General features: G+C 71.1%; 19 protein-coding genes and 1 tRNA gene. 13 read left to right on the top strand and 7 right to left on the bottom strand.

Translation table 11 applies throughout. The features are described from left to right. Positions 1 to 14: 14 nt before the first annotated feature. Both ACN26Z_RS06375 and ACN26Z_RS06370 read right to left on the bottom strand, forming a co-directional pair. On the bottom strand, positions 15 to 1,424 hold the full coding sequence (locus tag ACN26Z_RS06375) for an amidase (RefSeq protein WP_421460214.1): 1,410 nt from the start codon (positions 1,422 to 1,424) through the stop codon (positions 15 to 17). A gap of 16 nt (positions 1,425 to 1,440) precedes the next feature. Continuing rightward, positions 1,441 to 2,583: a cystathionine gamma-synthase gene (locus tag ACN26Z_RS06370; protein ID WP_282239991.1), complete on the bottom strand. Its 1,143-nt coding sequence runs from the start codon at positions 2,581 to 2,583 to the stop codon at positions 1,441 to 1,443. A 95-nt stretch (positions 2,584 to 2,678) separates the two neighbouring features. Between ACN26Z_RS06370 and ACN26Z_RS06365 the strand changes: the two genes are divergently transcribed. From ACN26Z_RS06365 to ACN26Z_RS06325, 9 genes are all read left to right on the top strand, one after another. Then, positions 2,679 to 3,008, top strand: a complete 330-nt coding sequence (locus ACN26Z_RS06365; protein WP_282239992.1) for a hypothetical protein — start codon at positions 2,679 to 2,681, stop codon at positions 3,006 to 3,008. Beyond that, a complete protein-coding gene (locus ACN26Z_RS06360) occupies positions 3,008 to 3,700 on the top strand; it encodes a nucleotidyl transferase AbiEii/AbiGii toxin family protein (protein WP_396886264.1) in 693 nt (230 codons plus the stop codon). Before ACN26Z_RS06365 ends, ACN26Z_RS06360 begins: the two co-directional genes overlap by 1 nt. A 53-nt stretch (positions 3,701 to 3,753) precedes the next feature. Beyond that, positions 3,754 to 4,170: an HIT family protein gene (locus tag ACN26Z_RS06355; protein ID WP_421460212.1), complete on the top strand. Its 417-nt coding sequence runs from the start codon at positions 3,754 to 3,756 to the stop codon at positions 4,168 to 4,170. A 74-nt stretch (positions 4,171 to 4,244) separates the two neighbouring features. Further along, positions 4,245 to 4,907 carry a peptide-methionine (S)-S-oxide reductase MsrA gene (gene msrA, locus ACN26Z_RS06350; protein WP_421460211.1) on the top strand — a complete coding sequence of 221 codons (663 nt, stop codon included), beginning with the start codon at positions 4,245 to 4,247 and terminating at the stop codon, positions 4,905 to 4,907. Between the two features lie 301 nt (positions 4,908 to 5,208). Then, positions 5,209 to 6,993, top strand: coding sequence for an N-acetylglutaminylglutamine amidotransferase (locus tag ACN26Z_RS06345; RefSeq protein WP_282239995.1), 1,785 nt, complete (start codon positions 5,209 to 5,211; stop codon positions 6,991 to 6,993). Positions 6,994 to 6,995: 2 nt separating this feature from the next. Next, positions 6,996 to 8,888, top strand: coding sequence for an N-acetylglutaminylglutamine synthetase (ngg, locus tag ACN26Z_RS06340; protein ID WP_421460210.1), 1,893 nt, complete (start codon positions 6,996 to 6,998; stop codon positions 8,886 to 8,888). Further along, a complete protein-coding gene (locus tag ACN26Z_RS06335) occupies positions 8,885 to 10,078 on the top strand; it encodes an osmoprotectant NAGGN system M42 family peptidase (RefSeq protein ID WP_421460209.1) in 1,194 nt (397 codons plus the stop codon). The genes ngg and ACN26Z_RS06335 overlap by 4 nt, the downstream gene beginning before the upstream one ends. Positions 10,079 to 10,395: 317 nt before the next feature. Then, entirely contained in the window at positions 10,396 to 11,325 is a 930-nt protein-coding gene (locus tag ACN26Z_RS06330; protein WP_421460207.1) for a ribonuclease Z, read from the top strand. After that, positions 11,322 to 11,831, top strand: a complete 510-nt coding sequence (locus ACN26Z_RS06325) for a GNAT family N-acetyltransferase (RefSeq protein WP_093406399.1) — start codon at positions 11,322 to 11,324, stop codon at positions 11,829 to 11,831. The genes ACN26Z_RS06330 and ACN26Z_RS06325 overlap by 4 nt, the downstream gene beginning before the upstream one ends. A gap of 85 nt (positions 11,832 to 11,916) precedes the next feature. Here ACN26Z_RS06325 and ACN26Z_RS06320 read toward each other — a convergent pair whose 3' ends face one another. Both ACN26Z_RS06320 and ACN26Z_RS06315 read right to left on the bottom strand, forming a co-directional pair. Continuing rightward, complete coding sequence (locus tag ACN26Z_RS06320; protein WP_421460205.1) at positions 11,917 to 13,287, bottom strand: cystathionine beta-synthase; 1,371 nt, start codon at positions 13,285 to 13,287, stop codon at positions 11,917 to 11,919. Positions 13,288 to 13,369: 82 nt separating this feature from the next. Further along, positions 13,370 to 13,726 (bottom strand): YkvA family protein, encoded by a 357-nt coding sequence (locus ACN26Z_RS06315; protein ID WP_093406678.1) that lies wholly within the window; start codon positions 13,724 to 13,726, stop codon positions 13,370 to 13,372. A 139-nt stretch (positions 13,727 to 13,865) separates the two neighbouring features. Here ACN26Z_RS06315 and ACN26Z_RS06310 point away from each other — a divergent pair, with 139 nt between their 5' ends. From ACN26Z_RS06310 to ACN26Z_RS06300, 3 genes are all read left to right on the top strand, one after another. Continuing rightward, positions 13,866 to 14,918, top strand: coding sequence for an SGNH/GDSL hydrolase family protein (locus ACN26Z_RS06310; RefSeq protein WP_093406394.1), 1,053 nt, complete (start codon positions 13,866 to 13,868; stop codon positions 14,916 to 14,918). A gap of 46 nt (positions 14,919 to 14,964) precedes the next feature. Beyond that, positions 14,965 to 15,768, top strand: coding sequence for an SGNH/GDSL hydrolase family protein (locus ACN26Z_RS06305; RefSeq protein WP_282239999.1), 804 nt, complete (start codon positions 14,965 to 14,967; stop codon positions 15,766 to 15,768). Positions 15,769 to 15,853: 85 nt separating this feature from the next. After that, positions 15,854 to 17,116 carry an acetyl-CoA C-acetyltransferase gene (locus tag ACN26Z_RS06300; protein WP_093406389.1) on the top strand — a complete coding sequence of 421 codons (1,263 nt, stop codon included), beginning with the start codon at positions 15,854 to 15,856 and terminating at the stop codon, positions 17,114 to 17,116. A 148-nt stretch (positions 17,117 to 17,264) separates the two neighbouring features. Here the strand turns inward: ACN26Z_RS06300 and ACN26Z_RS06295 are convergent, their stop codons facing one another. The 3 genes from ACN26Z_RS06295 to ACN26Z_RS06285 all read right to left on the bottom strand — a co-directional run bounded on the left by ACN26Z_RS06295 (position 17,265) and on the right by ACN26Z_RS06285 (position 18,930). Further along, positions 17,265 to 17,594, bottom strand: a complete 330-nt coding sequence (locus ACN26Z_RS06295; RefSeq protein WP_282240608.1) for a hypothetical protein — start codon at positions 17,592 to 17,594, stop codon at positions 17,265 to 17,267. Positions 17,595 to 17,798: 204 nt separating this feature from the next. Beyond that, complete coding sequence (locus ACN26Z_RS06290; protein WP_093406384.1) at positions 17,799 to 18,632, bottom strand: Bax inhibitor-1/YccA family protein; 834 nt, start codon at positions 18,630 to 18,632, stop codon at positions 17,799 to 17,801. A 214-nt stretch (positions 18,633 to 18,846) separates the two neighbouring features. Beyond that, a tRNA-Leu gene (locus ACN26Z_RS06285) sits at positions 18,847 to 18,930 on the bottom strand. A gap of 101 nt (positions 18,931 to 19,031) precedes the next feature. Between ACN26Z_RS06285 and ACN26Z_RS06280 the strand changes: the two genes are divergently transcribed. Beyond that, positions 19,032 to 20,888 carry a hypothetical protein gene (locus ACN26Z_RS06280; protein WP_421460204.1) on the top strand — a complete coding sequence of 619 codons (1,857 nt, stop codon included), beginning with the start codon at positions 19,032 to 19,034 and terminating at the stop codon, positions 20,886 to 20,888. The last annotated feature ends 23 nt before the right edge of the window (positions 20,889 to 20,911 follow it).

Here is a 20,911-nt window from a genome sequence, read left to right as displayed (position 1 = left end):
GGGAGCGTAGATGATCAAGCGTTGGCTGGCCAGCCCGTTCCGACGCGCGGGTAACCAGGGGCGTGCCGAGGCCACGGGCTCGCCATCTCGAACTGACCGGCAACACCGAGCAGCAGCAGTTCCGACCCGGGCGGTCCGACCAGTTGCACGGCGAGCGGCAGTCCGTCCGGGCGGCGGCCCACCGGCACCACCAGTGCGGGCAGCCCGGCGATGTTCCAGGGTGCGGCGTACGGGGCGTACCGGATGCTGGCCAGCAGGTTGGCCTGCCAGGAGCGGGTCGACCAACTGGTCGCCGGTGGCGGCGCGCTGGCCAGCGCCGGGGTGAGCAGCAGATCCACCGAGTGGTCGGTGAAGAAGCCGATCGACCGTTCGCGCCAGGCCAGCCGGTCGGCCTCCCGGACGTACCCGCGCCGCCACGCCCACTCGCCGAGCGCGACGTGCCGGCGACTACGGCGTTGCAGGGCGCGCCGGTCGACCCCGGCGGCGCGCACGTCCGCCGCCGCGGCGGCGAACCAGGTGGCGATGCCCTTCAGGCCCAGCGCGGTCGGGTAGACCGGGTCGGCCGGCACGGTGTCGTGCCCGGCACCGGCGAGCAGCCGACCGGCGGCGGCGACCGCGTCCCGGTTCGGCGCGTCGGGCGAGACGCCTCGCACGGGCGACCGTAGCGACACGCCGACCCGCAGGCGCTCCGGCGGAACGAGCTTGCCCTGGGCCCGGCCGGCGAGCACCTGGAAGCCGACCGCCGCGTCGGCGACGGTGGTGCTGAGCATGCCGTGCTCGACCAGACCGAACCAGTCCTCCGCGCCGAGTTGGCAGGGCACCACGCCACGACCGGGTTTCAGCCCGACCAACCCGCAGCAGGCGGCGGGGATGCGGATCGAGCCGAGACCATCGTTGCCGTGGGCGATCGGGACCAGCCCGGCGGCCACCGCAGCGGCCGCGCCGCCGGAGGAACCACCGGGGGTGCGGGACAGGTCCCACGGATTGCGGGTGACCGCCGTCTCGTCGTCGGTGATGCCCCACAACCCCAGCTCGGGCATCCGGGTGACGCCGAGGATCACCGCACCGGCCCCGCGCAGCCGGCGGACCACCTCGTGATCGGCCTCCGCCACGCCGGTACGGACGGCGGCGGAGCCGTTCCAGGTGGGTACGCCGGCCACCGGGGTGTTCTCCTTGACCGCGATCGGCACCCCGGCCAGCGGCAGGTTCGCCAGGTCCTCCTGCTCGTCCACCTTCTCCGCCTCGGTGACCGCCTCCCCGCCGCGTACCGCGCGGAACGCGGCGAGGTCGACGTCGGCCTTGGCGACGTGGTCAAGGTGGTCGGCGAGCACCTGGGTGGCGGAGACGTCGCCCCGGCGTACGCCCCGGGCGATCTGTTTGGCGGTCGCCCCGACCCAGGTCGGCATGATGTCCTGCACGGCCACCCTCCCAAGCCAGCGGTCAGCCCAGCGCCTGCTCCAGATCGGCGAGCAGGTCTTCGACCGTCTCGATGCCGACAGACAGTCGCACGAGATCGGAGGGAACTTCAAGCGGCGAGCCGGCAGCACTCGCGTGTGTCATCCGACCCGGGTGCTCGATCAGGGATTCCACCCCGCCGAGGGACTCGGCGAGCACGAAGAGCCGGGCCCGGTTGCAGATCTCGACGGCGTGCTCCTCGCCCCCGGCGGCGCGGAAGGAGATCATGCCGCCGAACCGCCGCATCTGCTTGGCCGCCACCTCGTGCCCGGGGTGTGTCGGCAGGCCCGGGTAGAGCACCTGACCGACCTTGGCGTGCCCGTCCAGGTACGCCACGATCCGCTCGGCGTTGTCGCAGTGCCGGTCCATGCGTACCCCGAGGGTCTTGATGCCGCGCAGGGTCAGCCAGGCGTCGAACGGGCCGTTGACCGCGCCCATCGCGTTCTGGTGGTAGCGCAACCGCTCGCCGAGGTCGGCGTCGGCCGTCACCAGCGCGCCGCCGACCACGTCGGAGTGCCCACCGACGTACTTGGTGGTCGAGTGCACGACCACGTCCGCGCCGAGGGTGATCGGCTGTTGCAGGTACGGCGAGGCGAAGGTGTTGTCGACCACCAGCAGCGCCCCGGCGTCGTGCGCCACGGCGGCGAGGGTGGCGATGTCGGCGATGCCGAGCAGCGGGTTGGTCGGGGTCTCCACCCAGACCACCTTCGTGACACCGGGCCGGATCGCGGCCCGCACGGCGTCGGTGTCGGAGACCTTGGCCGGGGTGTACGCCAGCCCCCACCGCTCGGCGACCTTGGCGAAGAGCCGGTACGTGCCGCCGTAGGCGTCGTCGGGGATGACCACGTGGTCACCCGGTCCGCAGACGGTACGCAGCAGCGTGTCCTCGGCGGCCAGGCCGCTGGCGAAGGCCAGGCCGACCTGGCCGGCCTCCAGCGCGGCCAGGCATTCCTGGAGCGCGTCCCGGGTGGGGTTGCCCGAGCGGCTGTACTCGTAGCCCAGCCGTGGCGCGCCGACGGCATCCTGGGCGTACGTGCTGGTCTGGTAGATCGGAGGGATCACCGCGCCGGTACGGGCCTCGGGGTCCTGGCCGGCGTGGATGGCGAGCGTCTCGAAGCCGTGCGTCATTCCGCAGACGTTAGTCCTCCCGCCCGTCCCACCGATTCCAACCCGGCCCGGCTCGCCTCCGATGTTCCGTCGGAACACTGAGCGATACTTGCCGAGTGAGCCCGACCAAGAGCCTTCCTTCCCGTCTGATCGGAGCAGCCGACCGCATCCCGGCTTCGCTTGATGTGCTCGCCGGTCCCGATCACGGACGCGTCGTCCTGCCACTACGGCTGGCCTGGTCCGGTCTAACCGAGTTCGACGTCGAAGACGCTCGTGAGCGGTTGACACTGTATTGCCTACTTTTGGATTGCGGGCAGCATGACGACGTCGTGCGCTACGTCAACGCGGAGTTGCTGCGGCACGACTGGTCACGGATTCGAAGACTGACAGCACGCCGAATGATCGCTCTGTGGGAAAGCCGCGTGCCCGAGCTGGCCGCTGCCTGATGCAGCCCTTGCACCGGCAACTGCTCGAAGTTGGCTTCAGTGCCGGCGACGACCTTGGTCTGGTACTGGCGGGCGGGTACGCGATGGCAGCCCACGAACTAGTGGATCGTCCATCCCAGGACATCGACTTCGCGACCGCTACCGCGCTGCCCTTGGCGACAGTGGTCGATCGCCTGGTTGGCACCTATCGAGCTGCCGGTTATCAGACGGAGATCATCGAAGTCACGCCACGGATGGCCCGGATGCTGGTCTCGGACGCGACCATGTCGTGCGAAGTCGACCTACTCAAGGAGGGACTCGGGCCGCCGGCCAGGTTGGCCATCGGTCCGGTCCTGTCATTCGAGGACGCGGTTGGCCTGAAGATGCGCGCGCTACACGACCGCGCAGCGCACCGCGACTACATCGACGTCCACGCCGCGAACGACCGCCTGAGCTGGCACGAGATCGAGAACCTGGGCGCTCGGCACACTGCTGGTTTCTCCTTGGAGGAGTTGGCCGATCGCCTCGGCTCGGTCAACGAACGCGACCCCCGCACCTTTCGGTCCTACGGCCTCAGTGAAGACGACATTGCGACGCTCTGCCGATGGGCCCTTGCCTGGGAGGCGGATATCCGGTCCCGCCTGGCGAACGGAGAGAGCGGTCCGGTCCCGGTAGCCGGCGACGAGTGGGACGCGTACCTCGATCGGCTGTGACCGGCGGTGCGGCGCGGGCGGCGGTGGCACCTGCCCCGGCTTAATCTGACCGGATGGCGGGGTGCGTGTTCTGCGGGATCGTGGCCGGTGAGGTGCCCGCGTTCCAGGTGACCGACGAGCCGGACGGGGTGGCGTTCCTGGACACCCGGCCGGTGTTCAAGGGGCACGTGCTGGTGGTGCCGCGCACCCATCTGGTCACCCTCGCCGACCTGCCGCCGGAGTCGCTGCCCGGCTACTTCGGATTGGTGCAGCGGATCGCCGTGGCGGTCGAGTCCGGTCTCGGCGCGGGCGGCACGTTCGTGGCGATGAACAACCGGGTGTCCCAGTCGGTGCCGCACCTGCACACCCATGTGGTGCCACGGACGAAGGGCGACGGGCTGCGTGGCTTCTTCTGGCCGCGTACCCGCTACGCCGACGACGCCGAGGCCGCCTCCTACGCGGCCCGGGTCCAGGCGACGCTGGCGGCCTGACGGAGCGCGACGCGGGTAAGGAAGCGGGGTCCACCGGTGTTGCACGCGGGGAAGGGTACGAAAGGAGTCCCACCGTGTTCCTCCGCCGCATGAAGGCCGAGATGATCTCACCCGACCGGGCCCTGCCCGGCCGTCCCATCGCGATGCCGGTGGCCGACCGGCACGAGGTGCTCGGGACCCCGCTGAAGGGCCCGTTCCCCGAGGGCTACCAGGTCGCCGTCTTCGGTATGGGCTGTTTCTGGGGGGCCGAGCGCCTGTTCTGGACCCTGCCCGGGGTCTTCACCACCTCTGCGGGTTACGCGGGTGGTTACAGCCCCAACCCGACCTACGAGGAGGTCTGCTCCGGGATGACCGGGCACACCGAGGTGGTCGAGGTGGTGTACGACCCCACGAAGATCAGCTACGAGGATCTGCTGAAGGTCTTCTGGGAGAACCACGACCCGACCCAGGGCATGCGCCAGGGCAACGACGTGGGCACCCAGTACCGGTCCGCGATCTACGCCAGCACGGACGAGCAGCTGGCGATCGCCGAGGCGTCGCGGAAGGCGTTCGCGCCGATCGTGGCCCGCGCCGGAAAGGGCGAGATCACCACGGAGATCGCCCGGCTCGGCGACTACTACCTGGCCGAGGACTACCACCAGCAGTACCTCGCCCCGACCAAGAACCCGAACGGCTACTGCAACCACGGCCCGAACGGGCTGAGCTGCCCGGTCGGCGTGGCACGTACCGCTGGCTGAGCAGCGCAACACACCCAAGCGCCCCTTGACGGCCGGCCCGCCGATTTCGGCGGGCCGGCCGCGCGTGTGCGTGGGACGGCCGGCCTGTGACCGAGTCGATGCGACACGTATTGCGGCATTCGTCACACTCACCAGTGCTACCCAAACGCCACAAGTGCTACGAGGCGGGCACGAAACAGCACGCCGCTCGACCCCGAATGACAATGTCTTGATCGTGGGGCGCGGATTCTAGCAATGCTGTTACACGACCGTCATGGTCTCAACAGGCTAATCGCAACATCCTCTGGCAGCATGGGCTCACATGTGCGGACTGGCTGGGGAGTTCCGACGGGACGCGACGCGTGCCGACGTCGCAGCGGTGGAACGGATGGCCGCCACCATGTGCGATCGGGGGCCTGACGGCAGCGGGGTGTGGTCACAGGGGCCGGTCGCCCTCGGCCACCGTCGACTGAAAATCATCGACCTGTCGGCGGCCAGCGGCCAGCCGATCGTCGACTCCGCCGCCGGCCTCACCGGCGTCTTCAACGGCTGCATCTACAACTACCGCGAGCTGCGCGCCGAGTTGCAGGCCAAGGGCCACCACTTCTTCTCCAGCGGAGACAGCGAGGTCGTCGTCAAGGCGTACGCCGAGTGGGGGCTGGACTTCGTCGACCACCTGGTCGGCATGTTCGCGGTGGCGATCAGCGAGCGGGACACCGGCCGCCTGGTGCTGGCCCGGGACCGGCTCGGCATCAAGCCGCTCTACCTCGCCGAGTCCGCCGGCGTGGTGCGCTTCGCCAGCACCCTGCCGGCGCTGGTGGCCGGCGGCGGGGTGGACACCAGCATCGACCCGGTCGCGCTGGGTCACTACCTCAGCTTCCACAGCATCGTGCCGCCGCCGCGCACCATCCTGCGCGGGGTGGCCAAGCTCCCGCCGGCCACCGTCCGGGTGTACGAGGCCGACGGCCGCAGCCACGAGCGGGTCTACTGGGACCCGCCGTTCCTCCGCCGCGACGAGCACGCCGGCTGGTCCGAACGGGACTGGCAGGACGCGCTGCACGAGTCGCTCACCACCGCCGTACGCCGGCGGATGGTCGCCGACGTGCCGGTCGGCGTACTGCTCTCCGGTGGCCTTGACTCCAGCCTGGTGGTGGCCCTGTTGGCCGGGGAGGGGCAGCGCGGGCTGTCCACCTTCTCGATCGGCTTCGACGCCGTCGGTGGCCGGGAGGGCGACGAGTTCCGCTACTCCGACGTGGTCGCCAAGACCTTCGACACCGACCACCACCAGATCCGGGTCGCCGCACAGGATCTGGTCCCGCCGCTGGAGGCGGCCGTCGCGGCCATGAGCGAGCCCATGGTCAGCCACGACTGCGTCGCCTTCTACCTGCTCAGTCAGGAGGTGTCCCGGCACGTCAAGGTGGTGCAGTCCGGCCAGGGTGCCGACGAGATCCTGGGTGGCTACCACTGGTACCCGCCGCTGGCTCAGGTCGGCCGGGAACAGGCCCTCGACACGTACGCCCGGGCCTTCTTCGACCGGGACGGCGCCGGCCTGGCCCGGGTGCTCAACCCCGCCTGGCTCGCCGACGGCGACCCGGCGCGGGAGTTCGTCGCCGCGCACCTGGCGCGGCCGGGCGCGCAGACCGCGGTCGACGCCGGCCTGCGCATCGACACACAGATCATGCTCACCGACGACCCGGTCAAGCGGGTCGACAACATGACCATGGCGCACGGGCTGGAGGCCCGGGTGCCTTTCCTGGATCACGAGTTCGTGGAACTGGCCGCCGCCTGCCCGCCGGAGCTGAAGCTGGCGCAGGGCGGTAAGGGTGTGCTGAAGGAGATCGGCCGTCGTGTGCTGCCACACGAGGTCATCGACCGGCCCAAGGGTTACTTCCCGGTGCCGGGCCTGACTCACCTGGAGGGCAAGCTCCTCGACCGGGTGCGCGACGCGCTGTCCGCTCCCGAGGCCCGCCGCCGCGACCTGTTCCGCACCGATTACGTCAACGCCCTGCTCGACGCGCCCAACGCCGAACTGACCCCGTTGAACGGAAACAAGCTGTGGCAACTCGGACTCCTGGAAATGTGGCTCCAGAGCCACGGAATCGACTGACCGTGACGGACACCCTGGCCACCGGCGTCGCCCGGACAGACCGGGGCCGCGGCACGGGCAGACGGTACGAGCGGGTCGGGCCGGGCGGTGATCCGATCGCGACCGGCGGCGCCGACCCGACCGCCGACGAACGCCCGAGCACCGGTGCGGATGTCATTCTCGACTGCGGTTGGGGGCGGCTGGTCTTCGGCCAGACCTTCGCCGACCAGTCCGCGGTCGCCGACGTCCTGCGTTCCGAGGCGGCCGGCGCCCGGGACATCTGCATCTACCTGCGGGATCCGCACGTGCTGGTCTCCCGGTTGCCCGACGAACTGTTCATCGACCCGTCGCTGACGTTCCGGTTGCCGCTCGGCGGGGACCGTCGCGGGCCCCGTCCCGGTGCCGGCACCACCGAGGAGGCCGGCAGCGCCGAGACGCCGGCACCGCTCGACGGTCGCAACGAGCTGCCCGGGGTACGCATCCGTCGGTTGCGCGACGCGGCCGACGCCGACGCGGTCAACCGGATCTACGCGGCCAACGGCATGGTCACCGCCCCGGTCGACGTGCTTGTCGACAACGCCGCCACCGACCGGTTCCTGCACCTGGTGGCCGAGGCGGTCACCGGCGAGATCGTCGGCACCATCACCGGCATCGACCATGTGGCGGTCTTCGACGACCCGGACAACGGCGCCAGCCTGTGGTGCCTGACCGTCGACTTCAATCAGGCCCCGCCCGGCACCGGGCAGGCCCTCATCACCGAGCTGGCCAGCCGGTTGGTCGCCCGGGGCCGCGCGTACGTCGACCTGTCCGTGCTCGCCGAGAACGCCGGTGCGATCCGGCTGTACGAACGGCTCGGTTTCTACCGCACCGCCACGCTCTGCGTGAAGCGGAAGAACCCGATCAACGAACGGTTGTTCCTGCCGGCCATGCCGGTCGGCTACGACGGGCTCAACCCGTACGCGCGGATCGTCGCCGACGAGGCGATGCGGCGGGGTATCCGGGTGGAGGTGACCGACCCGGAGTGGGGTGAGCTGCGGCTGACCAGCGGCGGCCGGACCATCCTCACCCGGGAGTCGCTGTCCGAGCTGACCTCGGCGGTGGCGATGAGCCGCTGCGACGACAAGCGGGTCACCCGCCGGATCCTGACCGAAGCCGGCCTGTCGGTGCCGCGCGGGCGCACCGCCACCGGCGACGCCGCCGACGCGGAGTTCCTGACCGAGGTGGGCCAGCTGGTGGTCAAGCCGGCGCGGGGCGAGCAGGGCAACGGCATCACCGTCGGCGTACACACCCCGGAGGCGCTGACCGCCGCCGTCGAACTGGCCGCCCGGTTCTGCCCGGAGGTGCTGCTGGAGGAGCTGTGCTCCGGCGAGGACCTGCGAGTCGTCATGATCGATCACGAGGTGGTGGCCGCCGCCGTACGCCGGCCCGCCTCGATCACCGGCGACGGCGTGCACGACATCGCCGAGCTGATCGAGCGGCAGAGCCGTCGTCGGGCCGCCGCCACCGGCGGCGAGTCCCGCATCCCGCTGGACGACATGACCCGGGACGTGGTCACCGAGGCCGGGTACGAGCTGCACGACGTACTGCCGGAGGGGCAGGTGCTGGCCGTGCGACGCACCGCGAACCTGCACACCGGCGGCACCATCCACGACGTGACCGGAGAACTGCACCCGGCTATCGCCGAGGCGTGCGTCGCCGCCAGCCGCGCCATCGACATCCCGGTCACCGGGCTCGACCTGCTGGTGCCGGCGCCGGACCAGCCCGAGCACGTCTTCATCGAGGCCAACGAGCGGCCCGGGCTGGCCAACCACGAGCCACAACCCACCGCCGAACGCTTCGTGGATCTGCTCTTTCCCGGGACTCGGGCACCGCAGAAGCTCTGGACGCCGGCGGGTGCGGCACCATCTGGGGCATGACCGTACGCAAGACCACTCCGCTCCCCATCGACCTGGACTATCTCCGTCAGGTGCTGGTCGAGCTGCTCGACATACCGAGCCCGTCGGGGCGCACCGACCATGTGCAGCAGTACGTGGGCGAGCGCCTCTCGGCGCTCGGCATCCCCTCGACGCTGACCCGCCGGGGCGCGCTTAGCGCCTGCCTGCCCGGCCCCCGGGAGACCGGCGCGGACCGGGCCATCGTGGTACACACCGACACCATCGGCGGGATGGTCAAGCGGCTGAAGGAGAACGGCCGGCTGGAACTGAAGCCGATCGGCACGCACAGCGCCCGGTTCGCCGAGGGCGCCCACGTACGGATCTTCACCGACGACCTGGATCGGGTGGTCACCGGTCAGGTGCTGCCGCTCAAGGCCAGTGGTCACCGTTACAACGAGGGCGTCGACCTGCAGGGCTTCGGCTGGGAGCAGGTGGAGGTACGCGTCGACGAGCCGGTGGAGGACATCGCCGGGCTGCGGGCTCTCGGCATCGACGCGGGCGACTTCGTGGCGTTCCTGCCCAACCCGACGGTCACCCCCAGCGGGTACGTCAAGTCCCGCCACCTGGACGACAAGGCCGGCGTGGCCGCGGTGCTCGCCGCCCTGAAGGCGATGGTCGACGCCGGGGTGAAGCCGGCCGTGACCGCACACCTGCTGGTCACCGTGACCGAGGAGATCGGCCACGGCGCGTCCCACGGCCTCGACCCCGACGTGGCCGAGATCGTCTCGGTGGACGCGGCGGTGGTCGCCCCCGGGCAGCAGTCCCGGGAGCACTCGGCCACCCTGGCGATGGGCGACGGCGTGGGGCCGTTCGACTACCACCTCACCCGCAACCTGGCGACGATCGCCCGGGAACACGACGTGGATCTCGTCCGGGACGTCTTCGACTACTACCGCTCGGACGTGGCGGCGGCGGTGGAGGCGGGGGCGCACGCCCGGGTGGCGCTGCTCGGCTTCGGCGTCGACGCAACCCACGGGCACGAGCGCACCCACCTGGAAGGGCTGCGCCACCTGGCCCAGTTGATCTGCCTCTACCTCCAGAGCGACCTGGTGTTCCCCGAATGGGACGCCGAGCCGGAGGGCGACCTGGCCGACTTCCCGTCGCTGGCGGTGCAGCCGGCCAGCGCGGACGGCCCCCGCGAAGGCCCGATAGGCATCGCCCAGACCGCCTGAGAACCGGGGCCGACGGCAGTGTGATCGAAATCCGTTGCCGGTCGGCCGGCGGCTGGATAGCGTGGCGGTACACGGGAAAGGAGGTGGTCCAGACTTGTATAGCAATCGGACTCGTGAGGTGGCTGTCCGCTAGCCGCTGTCCTCGACAGTGACAGTCCGTCCCTCGGGACGGGCACGGTAAGAATCGTCGAGACCGTGTGGCAGCGGTGCGGCGAAACCACGACAGCCACCCGACCCCCGGGGTGCCGGCCCAGTCCAGTCGGCCCGCGCGCCAGCGCGGAAGCCCCGGGGGTCGCTTCATTTCACCGGAGGCGGCCGTGTCCATGCGCGAGCTGGTGGTGCTCGGCACGGCAAGTCAGGCGCCCACCCGGGACCGCAACCACAACGGGTACGTGCTGCGGTGGGACGACGAGGTGATCCTCTTCGACCCCGGTGAGGGCAGCCAGCGGCAACTGCTGCACACCGGCGTCACCGCCACCGACCTGACCCGGATCTGTGTCACCCATTTCCACGGCGATCACTGTCTCGGCCTGCCCGGCACCATTCAGCGCCTGTCCCTGGACCGGGTGCCGCATCCGGTGGCGGTGCACTTCCCGGCCGAGGGGGCCGACTACTTCGCCCGGCTGCGGCACGCCAGTTCCTTCCACGAGACCGCCGAGCTGGCCGTCACCCCGATCGAGGCGGACGGACAACGGATAGTGCTGCGGAACGGGACGTTGGAGGCACGCCGGCTGCGGCACCCCATCCAGACGTACGGCTATCGGCTGGTGGAGCCCGACGGGTGCCGGATGCTGCCGGAGCGGCTGGCCGCGTACGGCATCGCCGGGCCCGCGGTGGGTGAGCTGCAACGCGTCGGCCACCTCGATCTGGACGGGCGTCGCGTCACCCGCGACGAGGTGAGCACGCCACGACCGGGGCAGCGGTTCGCCTTCGTGATGGACACCGGCCTCTGCGACGGGGTGTACGCGCTGGCCGAGCAGGCCGATCTGCTGGTCATCGAGTCGACGTTCCTGGAGTCGGAGGCCGCGCTCGCCGCCGAGGTCGGGCACCTGACGGCCGGCCAGGCCGCGCGGGTGGCGGCCGAGTCAGGGGTACGCCGACTCGTGCTCACCCACTTCTCCCAGCGCTACGCCGACCCGACCCGCTTCGCCGACGAGGCCCGCCGACACTTCGACGGCGATCTGGTGATCGCCGAGGATCTGGCCACGATTCAGGTACCGCCCCGACGGGTACCCTCGGTCGAGTGACCGTCACGCTGCGTCCGGCCGGGTCCGCTGATCTCCTGCCGGTGGGCGCCCTGCATCAACGTTCCCGGGTCGCCGCGTACTCCTCGTTCCTGCCGGCGGAGGCGCTGGCCGACCCGACCCCGGAGGCGATGGGCGAATACTGGGTGCAGCGATGGACCTGGGAGCGCGCCGACCACGTGATGACGGTGGCCGAGCGGAACGGCACCTTGGCCGGCTTCAGCTACCTGGGCCCCGACGACGAGGGCGACCCGGCGACCGGCCTGCTCAACGCCATCCACCTGGAGCCGACCGAGCGTGGTCGCGGCGTCGGCCGGGCGCTGATGGTCGACGCCCTGAACAACATGCGGACCCGCGGCTGGCGCCGCGCGGTCCTCTGGGTACTGCGCGACAACACCCCCGCCCGCCACTTCTACGAACGCGGCGGCTGGCACCCCACCGGCCAGCAGCGCGACGAGATGATCGGCCGGACGCACACCCCCCAACTCCGCTACACCCGCCCCCTCTGACTCCCCCCATCAACCCCGTTGATCAGGGGGTAGCGGCATCGTGGAGATCGAAGACTGCCGCTACCCCCTGATCGACACAGTTGGGCTAGCGGGCGCCCAGGTGGGCTAGGAGGTCCTGACGGGTGAGGACACCCTTGGGTTTACCGTCGATCAGGACCAGGGCGGCGTCGGACTTCTCCAGCAGGTTCACCGCCTCGCTGACCGGCTGGCCACCGCCGACCATCGGCAGCGGCGGCCCCATGTGCCGCTCGATGGTGTCGTGCAGGTGCGCCTGGCCGGTGAAGAGCGCGTCGAGCAGATCCTTCTCGGCGATCGAGCCCGCCACCTCGCCGGTCACCACCGGCGGCTCGGCCTTGAGCACCGGCAACTGCGAGACGCCGTACTCGCGCATGTAGTCGATGGCGTCGCGGACCGTCTCGGTCGGGTGCACGTGGACCAGTTCGGGCAGGCCACCCGGCTTACCAGCGATGGCCTCGGACACGGTGGGTTCCGAACCGGAGGCGTCGAGGAATCCGTAGCGCGCCATCCAGGCGTCGTTGAAGATCTTGGAAAGGTAGCCCCGACCGCCGTCCGGCAACAGCACCACGATCACGTCGTCCGGGCCGGCGGCGCGCGCCACCTCCAACGCCGCGACCGCCGCCATCCCGCAGGAGCCGCCGACCAGCAGCCCCTCCTCGCGGGCCAACCGCCGGGTCATCTCGAAGGACTGCTTGTCCGAGACCTCGATGATCTGGTCGGCCACGTTCCGGTCGTACGTCTCCGGCCAGAAGTCCTCGCCGACCCCCTCGACCAGGTACGGCCGACCGGTGCCACCGGAGTAGACCGAACCCTCCGGGTCGGCACCGATGATCTTCACGGTGCCGTTGGAGGCTTCCTTCAGGTAACGCCCGATGCCGGAGATGGTGCCGCCGGTGCCCACTCCGGCCACGAAGTGGGTGATCCGTCCCTCGGTCTGCTTCCACAGCTCCGGGCCGGTGGTCTCGTAGTGCGAGCGCGGGTTCGCCGGGTTGGCGTACTGGTTGGGCTTCCACGCTCCGGGGATCTCCCGGGCCAGCCGGTCGGAGACGTTGTAGTACGAGCGCGGGTCCTCCGGCGCGACGGCGGTCGGGCAGACCACCACCTCGGCGCCGTACGCCCGCAGCACGTCCTGCTTGTCCTGGCTGACCTTGTCGGGGCAGACGAACACACAGCGGTAGCCCCTGAGCTGGGCCACCAGGGCCAGCCCGACGCCGGTGTTGCCGCTGGTCGGCTCGACGATGGTGCCGCCCGGGCGGAGGATCCCCGCCGCCTCGGCGTCCTCCACCATGCGCAGCGCGATCCGGTCCTTCACCGACCCGCCGGGGTTGAGGTACTCCACCTTCGCCAGCACCGTCGCCTGAATGCCCTCGGCGACGTTGCGTAGCCGTACCAGCGGCGTGTTGCCGATCATTTCGACGACGTTGTCGTAGTACTGCACCTCGTTGTGCCCTTTCGCTCCGGCACCGGCACGCCAGGCCGGGCGGGTGAACCAGGTGGAATTCCCGCCCAGAGTACGTCGGTCAGGGCACCACGTGGCCGGGGACCACGGTGCTGCGACGTGCCTCCCACTCCAGGAAGCGCTCGGTCTCGGCAAGCACCGAACCGGCCAGCCAGGTGACCATCACCGCGTCGTCGATCAGCCCGAACACGGCGAGGAACATTTCCGGTACCGCGTCGATCGGCGAGACGATGTACGCCGTGGCGGCGGTCATCATGGCCAGCCGCAGCCCGCCGTCGTACTGGCCACGGGCGGTGGCCGCGATCATCCTGGGCAGCGCACCGATCCGGGCGCCGAGCGACGGCCCGCCCCGGGCACCTGCGGTCATCGCCCGTGCCAGGGCCACGAACGCGGCACCTCGTTTCAACGTCTTAGCCATCGTCGTGCTCCTCTCCACGTGCAGCGTGACGCCCCGCCGCAACACTGTCCATCCAAGTACCCAGCGCGGTCGTTTTCCAGGCACCGGAGCGCCGCGACGATGACAGCGGGGCGTCAGACAGGCGCGCTAGTGTCACGGTATGGGGGTCGCTGGTTCCGTCGTACCGGATCGTCCGCGCTGGCAGCGTGCCCTGCGGGTGGCCCGTCTGGCGGCCATCGGCACGGGCGCCACGGTGGCCGCCGCCGCGGCGACGACAGGTGTGCTCTTCGGTCAGGCCCGGCAGGCCCGGCGCACCATCCCGATGGCCGAGGCGCCGCCACCACGCTGCGACGGCGTCTATGGCGCGAAGTTTCCCGGGCCCGCGATCACCATGGTCGTTCTGGGTGACTCGTCGGCCGCCGGTTACGGGGTGCACCGACGCCGTGAGACGCCTGGCGCGTTGTTGGCCACCGGCCTGTCCCGGCGTCTCCAGCGTCCCGTCCGGTTGCACCGCTTCGCGGTGGTGGGCGCCATATCGGCCGGCTTGAAGTTCCAGGTGGAGGCGGCCCTGGAGTGCGACCCCGAGGTCGCGGTCATCCTGATCGGCGGCAACGACGTCACCAACCGCACCCCGCCGGCCCTGGCCGTGCGCTACCTCGTCGAGGGGGTTCGGGCACTGCGCGCGGCCGGCGCCGAGGTGGTCGTCGGGACCTGCCCGGACCTGGGCGCGATCCGCCCCATTCAGCCACCGCTGCGCTGGTTGGCCCGCCGGTGGAGCCGGCAGCTCGCCGCGGCGCAGACGGTCGCGGTGGTGTCGGCCGGTGGTTGGACGGTCTCCCTCGGCGACCTGCTCGGTCCCCGGTTCACCGCCGAGCCGGGGCGGATGTTCGCCTGGGATCGGTTCCACCCCTCCGCCGAGGGCTACGCGGCGGCTGCCGCCGCCCTGTTGCCGACGGTGCTCTCCGCTCTGGGCCAGGGTGCCGAACGCAGGCCTTCGCCAACCCGGCTCGAAGGCGTACGGTCGTTGCCTAAGGCCGCACAGGAGGCGGCTCGGCACCCGGGGACGGAGGTCAGCGGTACGCAGGTCCGGGGCAGCGAGAGCGGTCCGGCCGGCCGTTGGGCGCAGTTGCGCCGGCGGGGATTCTTCGGTGTCGGTCCGACGCCGCAGCCAGCCCGCACCGTCGACACACCCGCAGTGGAAGGATTCTCATGACCGAGCGGATCAGGGGCCGGTCCGGTTCCGGCGCGAGGGCAGCGTCATGACCAACCTCTCTGCCGGCACCCAGGTCGCCGCGCGGGTCGCCCGTACTGCCGCATTTTCCCTGCTCGCGGGCGCGCTCGGCGGAGCCGCGGTGCTCGCCGGCGAGGCCGTGGTGGCGCGCAACCGTCGCTACGCCCAGCCAGAGCTCGGCCTGGCACTGCGGGCGACCGTCGGTCGGGCCGGTGCCCCACCGCTGCGCCTGGTGCTGCTCGGTGACTCCGCCGCCCTCGGCGTCGGCGTGGACCGGCTCGGCGACACCATCGGCGGGCAGTTGGCGGAGTTGCTCGCCGAAGGGCCGGGCGGGCGTCAGGTCCACCTGTCCAGCGTCGGTGTCTCCGGCTCGCGCTCAACCGACCTGGCCACCCAGGTGGCGCGAGCGCTGCTCGGCGAGCGGCCGGACGTGGCGGTAGTGCTGGTCGGCGCCAACGACGTCACCAGCATGCGCCGGCCGACCGAGGCCGCCGCCTATCTCGGCGCGGCCGTGCACCGGCTGCGCCAGGCCGGCGTCGAAGTCGTGGTCGGCACCTGCCCGGATCTCGGCGCCGTACGCGCGATCGCGTCGCCGCTGCGGCAGGTCGTCGGTTGGATGGGGCGTCGGGTCGCCCGGGCACAGACCGGTGCGGTGCTCGACGCCGGAGGGACGGTGGTCGACCTGGCCATCGAAACGGGCCCGGTGTTCCGGGCCGACGCCGGCACCTTCTGCCACGACGGCTACCACCCCTCCGCCGACGGTTACCGGGTCTGGGCCCACGCCCTCCTGCCCGCGGTGGCCGCCGCCGCGGCCGTCACCCCACACCACTGAACGGGTCTGCTCATCCGACACGGGGTGACATTTCCCGCCGGACGGAAACTTCCGCCGCAAGTTACCGGCGAGTTAACGTGTCGGTATGCCGATTGAGTCGTCCCGCGACGCCGTCATCGTCGCCACCGCCCGCTCCCCCATCGGCCGGGCTCACAAGGGCTCCCTACGTGATCTCCGCCCGGACGATCTGGCCGCCACCATCGTGCAGGCGGCCCTGGCCAAGGTGCCGCAGCTCGACCCGCGACAGATAGACGACCTCTATCTCGGGTGCGGGCTGCCCGGCGGCGAGCAGGGTTTCAACATGGCTCGCGTGGTCGCCGTGCTGATGGGCCTCGACGGCCTGCCCGGCGCGACCCTCACCCGCTACTGCGCATCCTCCTTGCAGACGACGCGAATGGCCATGCATGCGATCCGGGCCGGTGAGGGCGACGTCTTCATCTCCGCCGGCGTCGAAATGGTCTCCCGTTACGCACGCGGCAGCTCCGACGGCCTGCCGCCCGAAGCTCAGGCCCTGGTCGGCGGCGGCTGGGAGAATCCACGCTTCGCGTCGGCACGCGAACGGTCCCAGGCTCGCGCCGAGGCCGGCGCGCCGGTCTGGACGGACCCGCGTGAGAAGGACGCGCTACCCGACGTCTATCTGGCCATGGGACAGACCGCCGAAAATCTCGCCCAGGTGTACGACGTGAGCCGCGCGGACATGGACGCTTTCGGCGTACGCAGCCAGAACCTGGCCGAGAAGGCGATCGCCGACGGCTTCTGGTCCCGTGAGATCACCCCGGTCACCACGCCCGACGGCACAGTGGTCGCCACCGACGACGGCCCCCGCGCCGGGGTCACCTTGGCGGCGGTCTCCGAGCTGAAGCCGGTCTTCCGCCCGGACGGCCGGATCACCGCCGGCAACTGCTGCCCGCTCAACGACGGGGCCGCCGCCGTGGTCGTGATGAGTGCTCAGCGGGCCGATGAACTGGGCATCACTCCACTGGCGCGGATCGTTTCCACAGGTGTCACCGCGCTGTCACCCGAGATCATGGGCCTCGGCCCGGTGGAGGCGAGCCGGCAGGCACTCGAACGCGCCGGTATGACCATCGACGACGTCGACCTGGTCGAGATCAACGAGGCGTTCGCCGCCCAGGTGATCCCGTCGTACCGCCAACTGGGCATCCCGGAGGAGAAGCTGAACGTGATGGGCGGCGCGATCGCCGTCGGTCACCCGTTCGGGATGACCGGCGCCCGGATCACCGGCACACTGCTCAACGCCCTGCAATGGCATGACGCGACCATCGGCCTGGAGACCATGTGCGTCGGTGGCGGCCAGGGCATGGCAATGGTCGTCGAGCGCCTGAGCTGACTGAGCGCCGGTGTCCGGCCGGCAGCCACCTCGGCCGGACGCCAACGCCGCCGGCGATCAGCGCAGTCGCGACATGCGGCAACTCGGGCCATCAGCTCGGCGGAAGACCCCGGCTTGCCGCATGTCGGGCCGCTTGAGAACCCGGTGGTCAGAGCGCGGTCCGGGTCGCGGTGACCTCGGTGGCGGCCCGGGCCAGGGCCTCCTCGCTCGGGTCCGCGGCGAGCAGGTCCGCGGTGACCACCCGAAGCTGGTCGGGCAGAGCCAGGTCGTTGTCGAGCCGGGGTACGACTCGTCGTGGCTGCCCCTCCGCGTCCGCAGCGAGGTTGGCGATCTCCTGCACCAGCCGGTGCACCAGATCCGCCCGGGACACGTTGCCGACCGACGCGGCGGCTGACCACCGTGGCTGCTGCCAGTGGCTGACCTGCCGCACCAACAGCTCCACCCCCCGCGCGACCTCCAGCACCGCCGCTGCCTCCATCCCCACCCCCCGCACTCTACGCACCCACCCCACCGTCTCGTCGACCATGGATTTGTGGTTGTCGACCAGCCCCTTCCGCCCGTTATGGCGCGACCACAAGTGCATGATCGACGAGACGGGGGCGGGAGGGGGTGGGCTGGGGAGAGAGACGACGGCGCCCGCCCCGGGTGGGGGCGGGCGCCGGTCGGTCGTTGGGCGGCGAGGTCAGTCGTCGCCCTGGAAGTAGCTCAGCAGGCGCAGCATCTCGATGTAGAGCCAGATCAGGCTGACCAGGATGCCGAACGCGGCCACCCAGGAGTAGCGCTGCGGCAGGCCCATCCGGACGCCGTCCTCGACCTCCTTGAAGCTCAGCACAAAGCTCAGCGAAGCGACCACGATGCAGACGATGCTGAAGCCGATGGCCAGCGGGCTGCCGTCACGCAGGCCGGTGTTGACGCCGAAGAGCGCCAGCACCAGGTTGATCAGCATGACGGCGAACAGACCCGCCATCACCGCGATCATGCCCTTGACGAACTTCGGCGTCGCCCGGATGACCCGCGCCTTGTAGAGCATGGCCATCACGAAGAAGACACCGAAGGTCGCGGTCACCGCCTGGAGCACGATGCCGTCGTACAGCGATTCGAAGAACTTGCTCACGGCGCCGACGAGGACACCCTCGACGACGGCGTACGCGACGACGAGCGCCGGGTTCGCCATCCGGGAGAAGGAGATGATCAGGCCGAGCACCAGGCCGACGATTGCCGCACCGATCCAGGCGACGCCGAGCAGCGCGTCGGGCACCAGCGCCCACGCCGCCGCGGCGGCGACGCCGACGATGGCCAGGAGGGTGACCGTCTTGACCACCACGTCGTCGATCGACATGGGGGTGACCGCCGGTGGGGCCGACGGAAAGCCGGGCGCGCCGGGATAGCCGGCCTGCGGCGGAACCTGCTGGGGGTAACCGGGCTGTCCGTACGGCCCGGACGGGGCGTACCCGGCGGCCCGCTCCCGCTCGGCCGCCTGACCGAGCCGGGCGAGCACCGGGTTCGAAGTCTTCACTGTCTCTGGCCTCCCTCAGGGGGTCTCATTGCACGTCAACGTGCAACACAAGAGTAAACGTCCCGACCAGCCCTTGGAGATCGCCAAGCTGAGGGAAAGCTGAGAGCTGAGCCGAACCGGCACTTGAGCACAGGTTCACCGGCGAGCACGGCGGCGCCCAGTGCGGTCGAGCGCGTCGCAGCGCGATTCCGCTCCTGAACGGATCTTCGCGGGGTGGTGCCCGGGGCGGGGGTCGAACCCGCACGCCTTGCGGCAGCCGCTTTTAAGGCGGCCGTGTCTGCCTTTCCACCACCCGGGCGGGTGACACCGGCGTGCCGGCACGTACGGTGCAGTGCCACGGTAGCGGGTTCGTCGCCACTGCGGCGTCCCCCGGCGAGCACCGCCAGTAGGGTCGAGGCCGTGAGCAGCCGCGCGCCCCTCGCCCCCACCGACGACGTGGCAACGCAGGCGGGTCGCCCCCTCGCCCGGGTACGCCGGCAGCGGCTCACCCGGTTGGCCCGGACAGCGGCCCAGTATCGGATCGACCTGCTGGTAGGGCTCTTCTTCGCGGCGCTCGCCGGTGCGCTCACCCACCGGCTCTGGGCCGACCCGACCGGTCTGGTTCTCGCCCTCAATCCTGAGGACCAGGTGCTCTACGAGTGGTTCCTGGCCGTCGACGCCCGGGCCCTGCTGGGCGACTTCGGCCTGTCCACCGACCGGCTCAACGCCCCGGTCGGGGTCAACCTGATGGCCAACACGTCGGTCATCGCCCTCGGTGTGCTGTGCGCCCCGGTAACCCTGCTGTTCGGCGCTCCGGTCACCTTCGCCCTGCTGGTGACGCTCAACCTCGCCGGCACCGCAACCGCCTGGTACCTGCTGTTCAGCCGTACGCTGCGGGCCCGCCGGGCCGCCGCGACGCTGGGCGGTGCACTGTGTGGCTTCGCCCCCGGCATGGTGTCCCAGAGCAACAGCCACCTGCACATGACGGCGCAGTGGCTGTTGCCGGTCATCGTCTGGCTGGTCGTACGCCTGCTGCGGGCGGCCGACCCCGCCGCCCGGTCCGACCCGGGCGGCCGGGTGTCGACCGGCGTTCCGGACCGGCGTCGGCTGACCACCTCCGCGCTGGGGCTCGCCGCCGCTGTCGCCGCTCAGGTGTTCATCGGCGAGGAGGTGCTGTTTCTCGCCGCGCTCACCCTGCTGGTGATGGCGGTGACGATGATCCTCACAGACCGCGATCTCGCCCGGCGGGCGCTGCCCGCCTTCGCCGGCGCAATGGTCCTCGCCGCCGGTACGGCCCTGCTGGTGCTCGCCCGCCCGTTGTGGTTCCAGTTCGCCGGGCCCCTCGGCGTCGCCGACGGCATGTTCAGCCCGCACTACTTCTCGGCCGACCTGCGCAGTTGGTGGGCGATCTCACCGCTCTCGCTGCTCGGCGACGACCGCTCCGCCCAGTTGAGCACCGGCCCGGCCGAGTACAACACCTTCCTGGGCTGGCCGCTGCTGGTCGTCACCACCGGCTGCGCCGTCTGGCTGGGCCGCCGCCCGCTGGTGCTGGCCTGCACCGCCGGGATTCTCGTGATGGCTGCGCTGTCGCTCGGCCCCGAGCTGGTCTTCGACCGCGAAGGCTCCGGACTGCCCGGGCCGTACGCACTGCTCGGCGGAGTGCCGGTGGTCGACGGCGCGCTACCGATGCGGTTCGCCCTGGCCGTACCGCCGCTGATCGCGACACTGCTGGTGCTGGCGGTCGACCGGGCGCTGCGCAGCACGGGCCGTGCCCGCCGGCTCACGCTGGTCGCGGTCGCCGTGGCGGTCGTACCACTGCTCCCCGCGCCGCTGCCCACCGCACAACGCCCGCCGGTTCCGGAGTTCATCACCGCCGGCCACTGGCGGACCTGTGTCGAGCCGGGCGGCGTCCTGGTACCGGTGCCGCTGGCCACGCCCAAGGAGCCCTGGCCGATGCGGTGGGCGACCGCGGCCGACGCCGAGTTCAGCATGCCGCAGGGCTTCTTCATCGGGCCGCACGGCCGTGGCGGCAGCGCCGCGATGGGCGTCGCCCCGCGACCCACCTCCGCCCTCCTGGCAGACGTGGCCCGCAGCGGCCTCCGGCCCGTCGTCGGGGACGAGCAGCGCCGCCGCGCCGCGGCGGACGTCGCGTACTGGGGTGCCTCGTGCGTGGTGCTGGCCGCCGACACCGCGCACGCCGACAGTCTGCGGCTGACGTTGGAGGCGCTCTACGGACCGTCGACCCGACTCACCGACGCCTGGTACTGGCGGGTCTGAGCACGTGGGGCGCCAACGGCACC

Origin of the sequence: Verrucosispora sp. WMMD703 (assembly GCF_049178935.1) — a bacterium.
In the GTDB taxonomy this organism is placed as follows: Bacteria; Actinomycetota; Actinomycetes; order Mycobacteriales; family Micromonosporaceae; genus Micromonospora; species Micromonospora sediminimaris.
The sequence above is the reverse complement of the archived record's forward strand: the minus strand, read 5'-3'. Positions and strand labels throughout refer to the sequence as shown.